This is a genomic window from Pseudopedobacter sp., from assembly GCF_040392825.1.
Taxonomy (GTDB): domain Bacteria; phylum Bacteroidota; class Bacteroidia; order Sphingobacteriales; family Sphingobacteriaceae; genus Pseudopedobacter.
Genome location: NZ_JBEBVH010000011.1, coordinates 1 through 13,989 on the forward strand (window position 1 = coordinate 1; position 13,989 = coordinate 13,989).

The following is a 13,989-nucleotide window of genomic DNA, read 5'->3' on the forward strand; positions in this document are numbered from 1 at the left end:
GCTAAATCTCTGGCTTGCTTCCAGACTTCTAATTCCGTATACTTTTGATAATTCGGCATGTCTAACCACTAAATACTAACAACTAACTAATATCCCAAATTAGGGCTTAACCATTTTTCTGTTGTTTCTAAATCCATTCCTTTGCGTTTCGCATAATCTTCTACCTGGTCTTTGGCTATTTTTCCAACTCCGAAGTATCTGGATTGCGGATGTGCAAAATAATATCCGCTAACGGCTGCTGTCGGATACATCGCAAAGCTTTCCGTTAGCTTTAGTCCTATTCTGTTTTCAACATCAAGTATATCGAATAAAGTCGCTTTTTCGGTATGGTCTGGGCAAGCCGGATACCCTGGAGCAGGACGGATACCCTGGTATTTCTCCTTGATTAGCTCTTCATTGGATAGTTTTTCATCCAAAGAATAACCCCAATACTCGGTTCGCACCAACTCGTGAAGTTTCTCTGCAAAAGCTTCGGCTAACCTGTCGGCTAAGGCCTTGGTCATGATGCTATTGTAGTCGTCGAAATCTTTTTCAAATTCGGCAACCAGCTCATCACAGCCAAACCCGGTAGAAACTGCAAATGCACCAAAATAGTCCTGTAAACCTGTATCTTCCGGCGCAATGAAATCGGACAATGCATAATACGGTTCACCAGCGGGTTTTTGGTTTTGTTGCCTCAAAGTATGGATAACCCTTTCTTGCTCATTTACATTTAAAGAGATATCATCACCTTTACTATTAGCCGGCCATAATCCAAATACTGCTTTGGCAGTTAATAGTTTTTCGTCTATAATTCTTTTTAATAGTGTTTGTGCATCATCAAAAAGTTTTTGAGCCTCTTTACCCACGTTTTCATCTTGCAGAATTCTCGGATAGGCTCCCCGTAATTCCCACGCATGGAAGAAAGGCGTCCAATCTATATAAGGCAGAAGTTCTTCTAACGGATAGTTTTCTATAGCTTTTGTTCCTACAAAATTTGGAGCTTTAGGCAAACCTGCATTCCAATCTATTTTAAACTGCTCTTCTCTTGCTGTTTTTATATCCTTTAGCGTTTTGTCTACCCGTTTTTTATTATAGTTATCTCTGGTTTTCGCATAGTCTTCTTTTATTTGCTGTTTGTATGCGGTGCTGGTTTCGTTACTTAATAAATTGCTGCAAACAGTAACACTTCTGGAAGCATCTAAAACGTGAATAACCGGACCACTATAATTAGGGTCTATTTTTACTGCGGTATGAATTCTGGACGTAGTTGCACCACCAATCATTAAAGGGATTTTAAATCCTTCGCGTTCCATTTCTTTTGCAATGTGAACCATTTCGTCTAAAGAAGGAGTGATTAGTCCGCTGCAGCCAATAATGTCAACATTATGTTTTCTTGCTTCTTCCAGAATGGTGCTGGCAGGAACCATTACCCCAAGATCTATAATCTCGAAGTTATTACAAGCCAGAACAACACCAACGATATTTTTTCCGATATCATGAACATCTCCCTTTACCGTGGCCATTAAAATTTTACCCGCCGAACTGCTTTCTCCTTCTACCTTTTCAGCTTCGATATAGGGAAGAAGAATCGCTACGGCCTTTTTCATTACCCTTGCCGATTTTACTACCTGCGGTAAAAACATTTTTCCGGAACCAAAAAGATCGCCCACAACACCCATACCATCCATTAAAGGCCCCTCTATAATTTCTAAAGGTCTGGCATATTTAAGTCGAGCTTCTTCAACATCTTCATCAATATGAGTAACAATACCTTTTACTAAAGCATGAGAAAGCCTTTCTTCTACAGTTCCTTTACGCCATTCTTCATCCTTTACGACGACTTTTCCTTTATTTTTTACAGTCTCGGCAAAATCAACTAAGATTTCTGTGGCATCAGGTCTTCTGTTTAAGAGAACGTCTTCTACTTTAACCAATAATTCCGGTTCAATTTCCTCATAGACTTCCAGCATTCCCGCATTTACGATACCCATATCCAAACCGGCTCTAATGGCATGGAAGAGAAAGGCCGAATGCATAGCTTCCCTTACCGGATTATTTCCTCTAAAAGAGAACGATATATTTGATACCCCGCCACTTACTTTGGCATAAGGTAAATTTTCTTTTATCCAGCGGGTTGCATTGATGAAATCTACGGCATAGTTTGCATGTTCTTCCAACCCGGTACCCACTGTTAGAATATTTGGATCGAAAATGATGTCTTCTGCAGGAAAGTTAACTTCATTCACCAGTATATCGTAAGATCTTTTACAAATTTCTATACGGCGTTCATAATTGTCGGCCTGACCTTTTTCGTCAAAAGCCATAACTACTGTTGCTGCACCGTATTGTTTTATCTTTCTGGCGGATTCTTTAAACTTTTCTTCACCTTCTTTTAACGAGATAGAGTTGACAATTCCTTTTCCCTGTAAGCATTTCAAGCCAGCCTCAATCACTTCCCATTTAGAAGAATCGACCATTACCGGTACTTTACAAATATCAGGTTCTGAACTTATCAGATTAAGGAATTTAGTCATTGCTGCAACGGAGTCCAGCATTCCTTCATCCATGTTGACATCAATAACCTGCGCACCGCCTTCTACCTGCTGACGGGCAACAGAAAGTGCAGTCTCATAATCTCCACTTAAAATAAGCTTAGAGAATTTTGGGGAACCGGTAATGTTGGTACGCTCACCAATATTTACGAATATACTATCAGGTTTAATATTTACTGCCTCCAGGCCAGATAAACGCATCCAGCGTTCTGGCTGTGCTACTTTTCTTGGTGAATATTTTGCTGCTGTTTCTGCTATTCGTTTTATGTGTTGAGGTGTTGTTCCGCAACAGCCACCTACCATATTTAGGAAGCCGGACGACAGAAAGTCGTCTAAAAGACCAGCAGTTTGCTCGGCCGTTTCGTCATACTGGCCGAATTCATTTGGTAAGCCGGCATTTGGGTATGCGGAAACAAAAACATCTGCCAGTTCTGATAGCTCCTGTATATACGGACGCATATCTTTTGCTCCTAAAGCACAGTTTAAGCCGATAGAAAGTAAATCGCCATGGCGCATAGAATTCCAGAATGCTTCTGTGGTCTGACCGGAAAGTGTACGTCCCGAAGCATCCGTAATGGTACCGGAAATCATGATTTCTATTTTCCTGCCTATAACCTGCTCGTATCTTTTTATGGCAAAAATTGCAGCTTTCGCATTTAGGGTATCGAAGATAGTTTCTACCAGAATTATGTCGGAACCGCCATCAATTAAACCTCTAATTTGTTCATAATAAGCTGATTCTAATTCGTCAAAAGAAATAGCTCTAAATCCAGGGTCATTTACATTTGGAGAAATGGAAAGCGTTCGATTAGTGGGTCCCACTGCACCGGCAACAAATCTTGGTCTGTCCGGATTTAAAGCAGTTACCTCTAAAGCGACTTCCTTTGCTATTCTTGCGCCTTCATAACTTAATTCGTAAGAGAGATCTTCCATTTGATAGTCTGCCATGGAAATCCTCTGCGTACTGAAGGTATTAGTCTCAATAATATCGGCACCAGCTAAAAGATATTCTTTGTGAATAGCTCTGATGATATCCGGGCGGGTAATATTTAGCAAATCGTTGTTGCCTTTAACATCGCAAGGATGGTCTTTAAACCGCTCGCCACGAAAATCCTGTTCATTAAGTTTGTAATTTTGGATCATGGTACCCATTGCACCATCTATAACCAAAATACGTTTTTTTAATTCTTCTCTGATATTCATAATGACACCGTCACAATGCAACATAACTATTAAGAATTTAACAATTCAAATTCCATCTGTTATGGCTGTTAGCAAAAGCTTAATGAAGAAAATCCGGCATGTATTTAAGTCCGTGAACTCTTACTTATCTTTCCCGATTTACACCTGTTTTAAACCGAGTAGAATTTAGCACCTTGTAAGCACAGGTTGCTAAGACTTCGTAGGGTCTAATCCCTCCGTCTTTCTTTATAAGCGATGCAAAGATGCAATATAGTTTGATGAAATGCAAATAATTAAGCAGATGCTTTTAAATGGCGAGAAATCGTTACGCGAAACTTATGTTTCCAAAATGTAAAAATTAGAATATCTGACTTTTTTATTAGAAAAGTCAAGAAAACTTCTCTTAAAATTGCAACATATTTTTCGCTACAAAAGGTAATTCATCAGAATCCTTTTTAGCGGTGATCTCAATTTTGAAATCTTATGTTAAGATATGTATTAGTAACGCTCATTTGGAGTTTACTAGGAACAGAAGTTTTTGCGCAAAAAACCATAGTTAGTGGGGTAGTTAAAGATGCGTCTACGAAAGAAACAATCCCTTTTGCCAATATTTTTTTTAACGGAACGCAAGCCGGAACGCAGACAAACATGGATGGTTTTTTTACCATCAGTACAAGTGCATCATACAGTGCTTTGAAATTTGTATACATGGGATATGAAACAAAAATAGTTCCTATTACTGTGGGTAAAACTCAACGAATAGAGGTTTTAATGAATCCTTCTGCCAAAGAGCTTAAACAGATCGTAATTACTAAAAAGAATAAGGCAAAATATAGTAATAAAGATAACCCTGCCGTCGAGCTGATAAGGAAAGTTATAGAACACAAAGATTCTAACAGGGCTGCCGACTTAAATACTATTTCTTATCGGAAATATGAGAAAATGACATTCTCTATGGACAATATATCTGACAAATTCAGGAATAATAAGCTTTTTAAGAATTATCAGTTTTTATTTCAGGAGCAGGATTCCGGTAAGTTTGGTGGTAAATATATCCTCCCGGTTTATATAGAAGAAAAATTGTCGGATAATTTTTTCAGAAAAGATCCGAATTTTAAAAAGACAGTTATTATAGGGGAAAAGCAGGCAGAATTTGACAAAAAATATGTAGATAATAAAGGTTTGCAGAACTATTTTAAAAGGATGTATGAAGATGTTGATATCTATTCAAACAATATCTCTATTATTAGTAATGAATTTTTAAGCCCTATTGCAACTTCTGCTCCTACGTTTTATAAATATTTTATTACGGATACTGTTAAAAATACCGAGCCGAGATTGGTTGAATTATCTTTTTTTGCCAGAAATAAAGGAGATATGTTATTCAATGGAAAGTTGTATATAACGCTTGATGGAAAATACGCTGTTAAAAAAGCCCGTTTATCTGTAGATAAAGACATCAATCTCAACTTTGTTAGAGGAATGAATATTGATCTGGATTTCGAGAGCGATGAAAATAATCTCTATAATTTAAATAAAAGCCACTTGTCGGTAGACTTTGGTATTAATAAGGAAAAAGGGTTTGGTTTTATTGGTGATAGAAGTGTGACTTTTAGAAATTATGAAATCAACAAACCCTTACCGGACAGTGTATTTAAGGAAGAGAAGATAACTGCGGTAGAACCCAAGCCGGTTTTGAGAAATGATAATTTCTGGAATGAAAACAGATTGGATACGATCTCACATAACCAATTGAGTATTTACAAAAATATAGATTCTTTACAAACGATTCCATCCTTCAGAAGGACCGTAAAATATGCTACGTTGCTGATTGCCGGTTATCAGAACCTGGGTGGTTATGATATGGGGCCATTTAATACTTTTTACAGTTTTAATAATGTAGAGGGATTTAGATTGCGTGTTGGCGGGCGTACTACGACAGAGCTTAGTAAGAATTGGTATTTCGAGAATTATCTGGCTTATGGAGTTAAAGACGAAAAATGGAAATATTATTTAAGTGGAGCTTACGCTTTTAATCATAAATCGATATATACTTTTCCCCAGCATTTTATAAAGGTAAGTTTCCAGAGAGATACGAAAATTCCCGGACAAGAACTTCAATTTATACAGGAAGATAACATTTTATTGTCTTTTAAGCGTGGCGTAAATGACATGCTTTTATATAACGATTTTTATAAAATAGAATATATAAAGGAATTTGAAAATCATTTTTCTTATGGTTTGCAGCTTAAAAAATGGAGCCAAAGTCCGGCGGGAGGTTTATACTACCAAACTTACTCAGAGAATTTTGTAAACAGATTGACTACCAGTGAGGTTTCGCTCAGTCTAAGGTATGCACCTCATGAGAAGTTTTACCAGGGTAAGGTATACCGAACTAGTTTTGTAAATAAGTATCCAATTTTTAACCTGAGATATAGTGTGGGGTTAAGAAACGTTTTAGGCGGCGAATATGATTATCATAGCCTGAGTGGAAGTATAGATAAACGTTTTTACCTTTCGCAATTTGGATATTCAGACGTTAGAACAGAGGGAGCTTACATGTTTGGGAAATTACCTTTTCCACTGTTAAGTATACACAGGGCAAACCAAACTTATGCTTACCAAATGTATGCTTATAATTTGATGAACTTTCTGGAATTTGTAAGCGACCGTTATGTGAGCCTCAATATTGATCATAATTTTAATGGATTTTTCTTAAATAAAATTCCTTTGGTTAAGCATCTGAAATTACGGGAAATTGTTTCATTTAAGGCGCTTTATGGAGGACTAAGAGCGGAGAATAATCCTAATTTAACCGGTAACACTTACAGATTTCCTCTGTTTGCAGATGGACAGTCCAGAACATATTCCTTAGGTAATGAACCGTATATGGAAGGCAGTATAGGTTTAGGAAACATTTTTAAGGTACTTAGAGTAGATGCTGTAAAACGTTTTAATTATCTGAATCATCCGGAAGTTTCTGAGTGGGGAGTAAGAGCCCGCGTGAAGTTTGATTTTTAAAGTTTTGATATGTAACAGGACTTTTTTTCGTTTAGATTATTAAAGGAATATATTTGTTCATATGGTGCTAAAGCCCAAACATAAATTTCAAAAATCTATCAAATGGAAAATTGTAATCGCATCCATTATAGCCTGCGTAGCCCTTTATCTTGCTTGGGAGACGGCAAAAATTGCATTTGATGAAATTCTGGATACCGTAGAAAACGTTTCTGAGCCAACAGATCGCCTCCGTTTAGTAAATAATGTCTCTCTGAAGGTGGTAAGATTAGAGCAACTTCAGAAATCTATTAGTCTGAAAAGCAAGGGTAATTACAAGCAGTTACAAAAGGAGTCAAAAGAACTTGTAGCAATAATTGATTCGCTTCAACTTAAATATCAGGATGATACTATCCAGCTTGCAAGGATAGTGTCGATGAAAAAGCTTTTAAAAGAAAGAGATAAATTATTTAATGAATACCTGGCAGACAGACGAGGTTTTTTAAATAATAAATCACTCGAAAGTCAACTAAAATCTATTAACGATTTGGTTGAGGAAAATGCAAGAAAAACGGACAGCACCATTCTGGAGTCGGAAAAACGAACGCTAACGACAACTATCTATGAACTGGAGGAAAAGCGGGAGGCGGAAGAATCGAAAGGTTTTTTTAACCGGATTTTTGGCAAGAAGAAAGAGACTCCGAAAAATCCCGGATATAACATTATTAACGAAGAGCTAAACGTAAAGTTGGATACTATTGCGCTGAACAGGCAAGACAGCATATTGCGCAATGTAGGAGCTTCTATGCGATCCATTGAAGAAGCACAGCGACAAAAAAGTCAGACATTCCTTAATACAGAAGCGATGTTTATTTATACTAACGATTTGTTGTTTAGCAGGCTTCTAACGACGCTTCGGCAGGTTGAGATTGAAGCTGTAAAACAGATACAAGCGAAAAATAATCAGGCAAAAGCTGTAGTTAATTATGGAATTAAGAGAATTACTATCATTATTCTGGTTTTCTTTCTGGTAACTTTAGTATTGCTTTACTTTATATTACGCGACGTTAGTAAAGGAAATAAATACAGAAAACAACTGGAGGCAGCAAAAGAGGAAGCCGAGTACCATAGCATGGCAAAACAACGCTTTCTCGCCAATATGAGTCACGAAATTAGAACACCACTTCAGTCTATTATAGGATTTTCAGAACTTATCAAAAAGGAAAAGGAAATTCAAAAAAAGCATATAGATGCAATTTATTATTCCTCGGAGCATTTGATGCATATCGTTAATGAAATTTTAGATTATAACCGAATTGTTTCTGGCAAAATTTCCATTACTCCAACAGTTTTTAAAATGGAAAATCTTTTACAGGAAGTCTTTACTGTATTGAAATATCATGCAGAAAAGAAAGGGATTAAACTTTATTCCGATTTCGATATCGAAGATGTCTCTTATGTAAAAGGCGATGCATTCCGGCTAAAACAAATTCTTTATAATTTGTTGGGAAACGGTATTAAGTACACCGATAAAGGACATGTAGCGTTAAATGTCTCGTGTAAAAAGAATAAAAATGATCTTCATTTTATGTTTATTGTTGAAGATACCGGGATTGGCATGTCGTATGAAGAAACTCAGCATATTTTCAATGAGTTTGAGAGAGGAGATCAGGTAGATCAAAGTGGATCTGATAAAGAGGGAGCAGGTTTAGGATTATCAATAACGAAGTTATTAGTAGAGCAACAAGGAGGTCGTATTAGTGTCAGAAGTAAATTAGGAGAGGGATCTGCTTTTACTGTTTATCTGAAATATGAAGTTGTAGATGATGCTGAGGCAGATGTAGTACCTGAAATGTTGACAATTCCAATTCGTTCAAAAGGCAAGGTTTGGCTAATAGATGATGATGCATTTATTCTGGATTTGTGTTCCACTATTTTGAATAATCATAATATAGCCCATAAATGTTTTTCTAATCCGGTTGATTTACTGAATGAACCGTGGGATAACGCTGTAACAGTAATTCTTACAGATATCAGAATGCCGAATATGAATGGAGTTGAATTATGCAGACGGCTACGAGAACAAATTCCCACTGATGTCAAAATTTTAGCTCTCACCGCTCAGGTTCTGCCGGAAGAAAAGGAAATCTTATTAAAAAGTGGGTTCGATGGAATTATACACAAACCATTCCGAGAAGAGGATTTAATTAAGATTTTTGGTGTAAGCCATCAAACATTCCCAGTAGAAAATGTAGATTTCTCTGCAATTGAAAAGATGACTTTGGGAGATGCAGAACAATTCAATAAACTGATACATACATTTTTGGAAGATACCTTAAAAGACAGCAATTTATTGGATATAGCTTTAAAGGGGAAAAATAGCAAAGAATTGGCTATGGTGTCGCATCGCCTGGCGGGACGTATTTCACAATTTGGCGGAAAAAAATTAGGCGAAGAACTTCGTGTGGCTGAATTGGAGTTGAACGGGCAATCTGTAATGAGCCCGGCTTTACTAAATAAAATGAAAAAACTACAGCAGGAAATTGCTTTGTTTATGCAGCTGGTTGAGAGGAAACTAGATTAATCTATTCCATACTTATCCATTTTATTGTAAAGCGTTTTTCGGTCTATATTTAAAATTTTTGCAGCTTTGGATTTATTGTGCCGAACTTTTTCGAGAGTTTCAATAATTAAAGCTCTTTCGTTCACTTCGTTAATTTCTTTTAATCCTGTAGCACCAGATTCTTGCTTATTATTATCAATGATTTTGCTGCTATTAATAGATGCTATCATTTCCTCTGGAAGAGAGCTAACTTCTGCAATTTCCCCAGAAGTGAGAAGAACCATTCTTTTAATGACATTTTTTAGTTCGCGAAGGTTCCCCGGCCAGTCATATTTTAACAATAAAGATTTAGTTTCCGGATTGAGCTGTTTAATATCTCGGCCTAATTCCTTATTAGACTGTTTAATGAAATAGTCTATGAATAGCTCTAAATCTTTTCCTCTGCTCCTTAAAGGAGGCATTAATATCTTAAATTCATTAATGCGGTGATACAAATCTTCTCTGAAATTTTCGTTTTTTACGCTATCATTAAGATCGTCATTTGTAGCCGTGATAATTCTCACATCAACTTTAAGTTGTTTTGTGCTTCCTACAGGCTGGATGGTTTTTTCCTGTAATGTTCTTAATAACTTTACCTGCACATCATAACTTAAATTTCCAACTTCGTCGAGGAATAGAGTACCTCCGTTAGCCATTTCAAACTGGCCCTTTTTGTCTGTTAAAGCACCGGTAAAAGCTCCCTTAACGTGGCCAAATAATTCGCTGGCCGCCAATTCTTTAGAAAGAGCACCACAATCTATGGCAATAAAAGGCTTATTCTTTCTTTTACTCTTTAAATGGATAGTTTTTGCTATATGCTCCTTTCCTGTCCCACTTTCACCATTAATCAAGACAGACATATCTGTAGGGGCAACCAGATCAACATATTTATAAAGTTTTTCCGATTCAGAACTATCTCCCTTAATAAAATCCAGGTTTTCTTCCTTAGGTTTTTCCCTATTCTCTTTTTTTGTTAGAGCGTTATTGATAATCATCAATAATTCGTCAGGATTTACTGGTTTCGTGATATAATCAAACGCCCCCGAGCGCATAGCATTAACTGCCGTACGAACATCATTAAAGCTCGTCATAATAATAGCAGGAGTTTTAATATCCTGTTGTCTCATCTTTAGAAGAATATCTAAACCAACACCATCCGGAAGCCTGTAATCAAGTAAAGTAAGATCAAACAACGATTTCTCTAAATGCAGCCATGCACTTTTAACGGAATTGGCCAAAGTGGTTGTGAAACTGTGCTTAGACAAAAATCCCTCCAATAACTGGGCAAAAGTAGAGTCATCTTCAACTATTAGTATATTCTTCATAGATTGTTCTTGAAACCATACAAAAATACAAAAGCCGGATGAAATCCGGCTCTTGTAGAATAGAAGTTTTAATTGTTAATATATAGTTGATTTTAAGATTAGTTCACAACTTTACCGTCCGTGCCTATTTTAATAGTTCTTAATTCTTCTCCTTTTTTAACCTCAATCAGATAATGCTCAGTTGCGCCACCTGTTACATGATAGGCATTTGCAGGAACCCATTCTTTAAAAATATCTGCTGTTAAAGTTTGCTTAACTGCATCTGGCAAATCATTTAAAGCAACTTCTGCTTTATTTTCTGCGGCAGCAGGAGCTGCTTGCTCTTGAGATTGTTGAGCAGGTGTTGTAGTAGTATCTTGCTCAGAAGTATATTGAACCATTGAATATTCTTTTTTGTCCTTTTTAGAGGTATCTGCAGGGGTCGAAACCGTATCTTTTTTTACAGTATCTTGTAAAGAAAAAGAAGTATTGATTGATGTTTTTGCTTCTGTCATTGAAACTCCTGCGAATACTAATGCTACTGCTGATAAAATGAAATTTTTCATACTCTTTAAATTTTAATTTTTATAACTAACCATTTATTTTTCGATACTCGATGCTGTTTAAAAGCTAAGTATGCCAAAGTATAGTACAGAATGGTGCCAAAGAAGTTGTTTTGTGTGTAAATGTTTGGTTTTGAGATTTTTATATGTTTTAATTGTGTTTTTTGAATTGTGGAATTTTTCCACAGTTTGTTGAAATAATAATCAATCTAAACAGGAATTACCTGAAGATTTAGATATAAAGTGTATTTTTAACTCTATGATTGCTATAGAATCGCTGGCTCATACCTATCCTACAGGCCAGCAAATACATTTTGCAGATGCAACTTTTACAGATAATGAAAATTGGTTGATTTTAGGAGACTCTGGAAGTGGAAAGTCGACTTTATTAAATATCATGACAGGTTTGCTGTCGCCAACAAGTGGGAAAGTAATATTAAATCAAACAGATCTTTATAAATTAGGTAATAAGCTTGACAGATTTAGAGCGCAGTATATGGGCATAGTTTTTCAGAAACCTTACTTTATTCAAAGTCTTACGGTTTCAGAAAATTTGAAATTGACACAATCTCTTGCCGGTTTAAAAACTAATAATCATAGAATTCTGGAAGTTTTGGAAGGATTAGCTCTTGCAGATAAAAAGACGAGTTACACAAAAGATTTAAGCGTAGGGCAGTTACAAAGGTTATCTATTGCCCGGGCAATTTTAAATAGACCCGCTATTATTTTTGCGGATGAGCCCACGGCTAGCCTTGATGACAGAAATACAGAACGAGTATTGGAATTGTTGATAAACCAGGCAGGCAAAGAAAAGGCAGATTTAATAGTTGCAACCCATGATAAGAGGGTGAAAGACGCAATAACAAATATATATCTGGTAAACGGAGGTAGCCAATGAATATCCTGACACTTGGTTACAAGAACCTGAAAGTAAAAAAACTAAGTACTTTTCTAAGTGTTTTATTGGTGACTTTTGGAATCGCTATCATTTCATCTCTCCTTGTCCTTTCCAACCAGTTGTCTAATAATCTGGAAAAGAATGCAGAAAATATAGATGCGGTAGTGGGAGCAAAAGGAAGCCCTATGCAACTGATTTTAAGCAGTATCTATTATGTTGATTTTCCAACAGGGAATATTCCTTATGACGAAGCCTTAAGAGTAGCCAGAAATCCAATGGTTAAGATGGCTGTGCCTCTGGCTTTGGGAGACAATTTTAAAGGATACAGAATTGTTGGAACAGACCAATCGTTTGTGAAACTTTATAACTTGAGAGCAGAAGAAGGTAAGTTTTGGGAAAAAGATTTTGAAGTCACCATTGGAGCTGAAATTGCGAATAAACATAAATTGGAGGTTGGACAAATTATTCATGGAGCACATGGGCTTTCCTCTGATGATGATATACACGATGATCATGAGTATAAAATTGTTGGAATTTTAGAAGCGAAGGATCGGGTGGTCGATCATTTGGTATTAACCAATATTAGTAGTGTTTGGCGTATGCATGGAATTGGAGAAGAGCATCACAAACACCATGAAGATGATGAGCATGAACATCTTCATGAAAACTTAGAAGGAAAAGACATTACATCACTTTTAATCCAGTATAAGTCGCCGTTATCGGTTGTTACTTTTCCCAAATTGATTAACGAGTCTACCTTTATGCAGGTGGCATCCCCAGCTATGGAAAGTGCGCGATTATTTTCTTTGGTAGGAATAGGTATGGATGCTTTAACATGGTTTGCCTATTTAATTATTTTAATATCTGCTATAAGTGTTTTTGTTAATCTGTATAATTCGTTAAAAGAAAGAAAATTTGATTTAGCGGTAATGCGTACGTTAGGGGCATCTAGATTTAAAATATTTTTTCTTGTTATTTTTGAGGGTACTTTCATAACGATAATAGGAGCTTTGCTTGGAGTTGTTTTAGGACATGGTTTTGTAGAGTTAATAGGCGGATATCAGGAAGAAGGACAGAACGTGTTTACAGGATATGTTTTTTATAAAGAAGAGTTTTATTTATTAGGCTTAGGATTATTATTGGGAATTCTTGCATCTGTTATTCCTGCATTGCAGGCATATCATACAGATATTTCAAAAGTGTTATCAGATAAATAGATGTTTTTAATTGTATAAACGTTATAATAGTGTCCGTTTTCGTTTTTGAATTTTGATTTGGACTTAAAATAGATGAAAAAATTATTGTTTACCATTTTATTGTTTTGTACAGGAATTTCGGTACAGGCCCAATTACCAGACCATACACCTATGATGAATAAATATTGGGATTTGTTAAATACCAGAACCATAAAAAAAGGTACTTCTGGTTTATACGAACCCTATTTTCCGCCACCATTAATGGCGGCAAATAAAAAGCCCATTTATCTTTCAGGATATATGGTACCACTAAAAACAGGTGCTGTACATAAAACATTTTTACTTTCGGTGCTACCGGTAGCACAATGTCAGTTCTGTGGAGAAGGCGATATTCCCGAAATGGTAGAAGTTTTTATGGAAGAACCTTTAAAGTTTACCTCTAAACCAATTACTATTGATGGAATTTTAAATATTAATCAGGATCCGGACGGAGCTGCATTTCAATTGCTAAAAGGTAAACTGAAAAAGTGAGCAGTTTACTTAGAGTACTAAAAAATATGTGGAATTTATTCCAAGTATTGTTGTGTTTTTTGCCTGTAATTTAAATAGATCTCTAATCTTTAACTTAAAAGTTTTATTAAAAAATAGCTTGTAACGGTATATATCGGCATGTTTGCTAATTGTTTCTGCGTTTGTGGAACGATAATGGGAAT

At 36.1% G+C, this 13,989-nt stretch carries 8 protein-coding genes and 1 riboswitch; of the genes, 5 read left to right on the forward strand and 3 right to left on the reverse strand.

Going from position 1 to position 13,989, the window contains the following annotated elements:
- Nucleotides 1-86: 86 nt before the first annotated feature.
- On the reverse strand, nucleotides 87-3,737 hold the full coding sequence (gene metH, locus ABWO41_RS01550) for a methionine synthase (RefSeq protein ID WP_353132372.1): 3,651 nt from the start codon (nucleotides 3,735-3,737) through the stop codon (nucleotides 87-89).
- Between the two features lie 121 nt (nucleotides 3,738-3,858).
- A riboswitch (SAM riboswitch) is annotated at nucleotides 3,859-3,971 on the reverse strand.
- 228 nt (nucleotides 3,972-4,199) lie between these two features.
- Here metH and ABWO41_RS01555 point away from each other — a divergent pair.
- Nucleotides 4,200-6,737, forward strand: coding sequence for a DUF5686 and carboxypeptidase-like regulatory domain-containing protein (locus ABWO41_RS01555; RefSeq protein ID WP_353132374.1), 2,538 nt, complete (start codon nucleotides 4,200-4,202; stop codon nucleotides 6,735-6,737).
- A gap of 61 nt (nucleotides 6,738-6,798) precedes the next feature.
- Nucleotides 6,799-9,297, forward strand: coding sequence for an ATP-binding protein (locus ABWO41_RS01560; protein WP_353132376.1), 2,499 nt, complete (start codon nucleotides 6,799-6,801; stop codon nucleotides 9,295-9,297).
- On the opposite strand, the gene ABWO41_RS01565 is transcribed toward ABWO41_RS01560, so the two are convergent.
- Both ABWO41_RS01565 and ABWO41_RS01570 read right to left on the reverse strand, forming a co-directional pair.
- Nucleotides 9,294-10,640, reverse strand: coding sequence for a sigma-54-dependent transcriptional regulator (locus ABWO41_RS01565; RefSeq protein WP_353132378.1), 1,347 nt, complete (start codon nucleotides 10,638-10,640; stop codon nucleotides 9,294-9,296). The two genes, ABWO41_RS01560 and ABWO41_RS01565, sit on opposite strands and share 4 nt — an antisense overlap.
- Before the next feature lie 98 nt (nucleotides 10,641-10,738).
- Entirely contained in the window at nucleotides 10,739-11,185 is a 447-nt protein-coding gene (locus ABWO41_RS01570) for a hypothetical protein (protein WP_353132380.1), read from the reverse strand.
- Between the two features lie 256 nt (nucleotides 11,186-11,441).
- Between ABWO41_RS01570 and ABWO41_RS01575 the strand changes: the two genes are divergently transcribed.
- The 3 genes from ABWO41_RS01575 to ABWO41_RS01585 all read left to right on the forward strand — a co-directional run bounded on the left by ABWO41_RS01575 (nucleotide 11,442) and on the right by ABWO41_RS01585 (nucleotide 13,807).
- Nucleotides 11,442-12,080: an ABC transporter ATP-binding protein gene (locus tag ABWO41_RS01575; RefSeq protein ID WP_353132382.1), complete on the forward strand. Its 639-nt coding sequence runs from the start codon at nucleotides 11,442-11,444 to the stop codon at nucleotides 12,078-12,080.
- Nucleotides 12,077-13,297, forward strand: coding sequence for an ABC transporter permease (locus tag ABWO41_RS01580; protein ID WP_353132384.1), 1,221 nt, complete (start codon nucleotides 12,077-12,079; stop codon nucleotides 13,295-13,297). The genes ABWO41_RS01575 and ABWO41_RS01580 overlap by 4 nt, the downstream gene beginning before the upstream one ends.
- A 72-nt stretch (nucleotides 13,298-13,369) precedes the next feature.
- Nucleotides 13,370-13,807, forward strand: a complete 438-nt coding sequence (locus ABWO41_RS01585) for a hypothetical protein (RefSeq protein WP_353132386.1) — start codon at nucleotides 13,370-13,372, stop codon at nucleotides 13,805-13,807.
- Nucleotides 13,808-13,989 lie beyond the last annotated feature (182 nt).

Bases quoted from the DNA above. Each gene is read 5' to 3' on its own strand.
- ABWO41_RS01560 (WP_353132376.1), top strand. From the start codon at position 6,799: ATGGTGCTAAAGCCCAAACATAAATTTCAAAAATCTATCAAATGGAAA.
- ABWO41_RS01580 (WP_353132384.1), top strand. From the start codon at position 12,077: ATGAATATCCTGACACTTGGTTACAAGAACCTGAAAGTAAAAAAACTA.
- ABWO41_RS01555 (WP_353132374.1), top strand. From the start codon at position 4,200: ATGTTAAGATATGTATTAGTAACGCTCATTTGGAGTTTACTAGGAACA.
- ABWO41_RS01565 (WP_353132378.1), bottom strand. From the start codon at position 10,640: ATGAAGAATATACTAATAGTTGAAGATGACTCTACTTTTGCCCAGTTA.
- ABWO41_RS01585 (WP_353132386.1), top strand. From the start codon at position 13,370: ATGAAAAAATTATTGTTTACCATTTTATTGTTTTGTACAGGAATTTCG.
- metH (WP_353132372.1), bottom strand. From the start codon at position 3,737: ATGAATATCAGAGAAGAATTAAAAAAACGTATTTTGGTTATAGATGGT.
- ABWO41_RS01575 (WP_353132382.1), top strand. From the start codon at position 11,442: ATGATTGCTATAGAATCGCTGGCTCATACCTATCCTACAGGCCAGCAA.
- ABWO41_RS01570 (WP_353132380.1), bottom strand. From the start codon at position 11,185: ATGAAAAATTTCATTTTATCAGCAGTAGCATTAGTATTCGCAGGAGTT.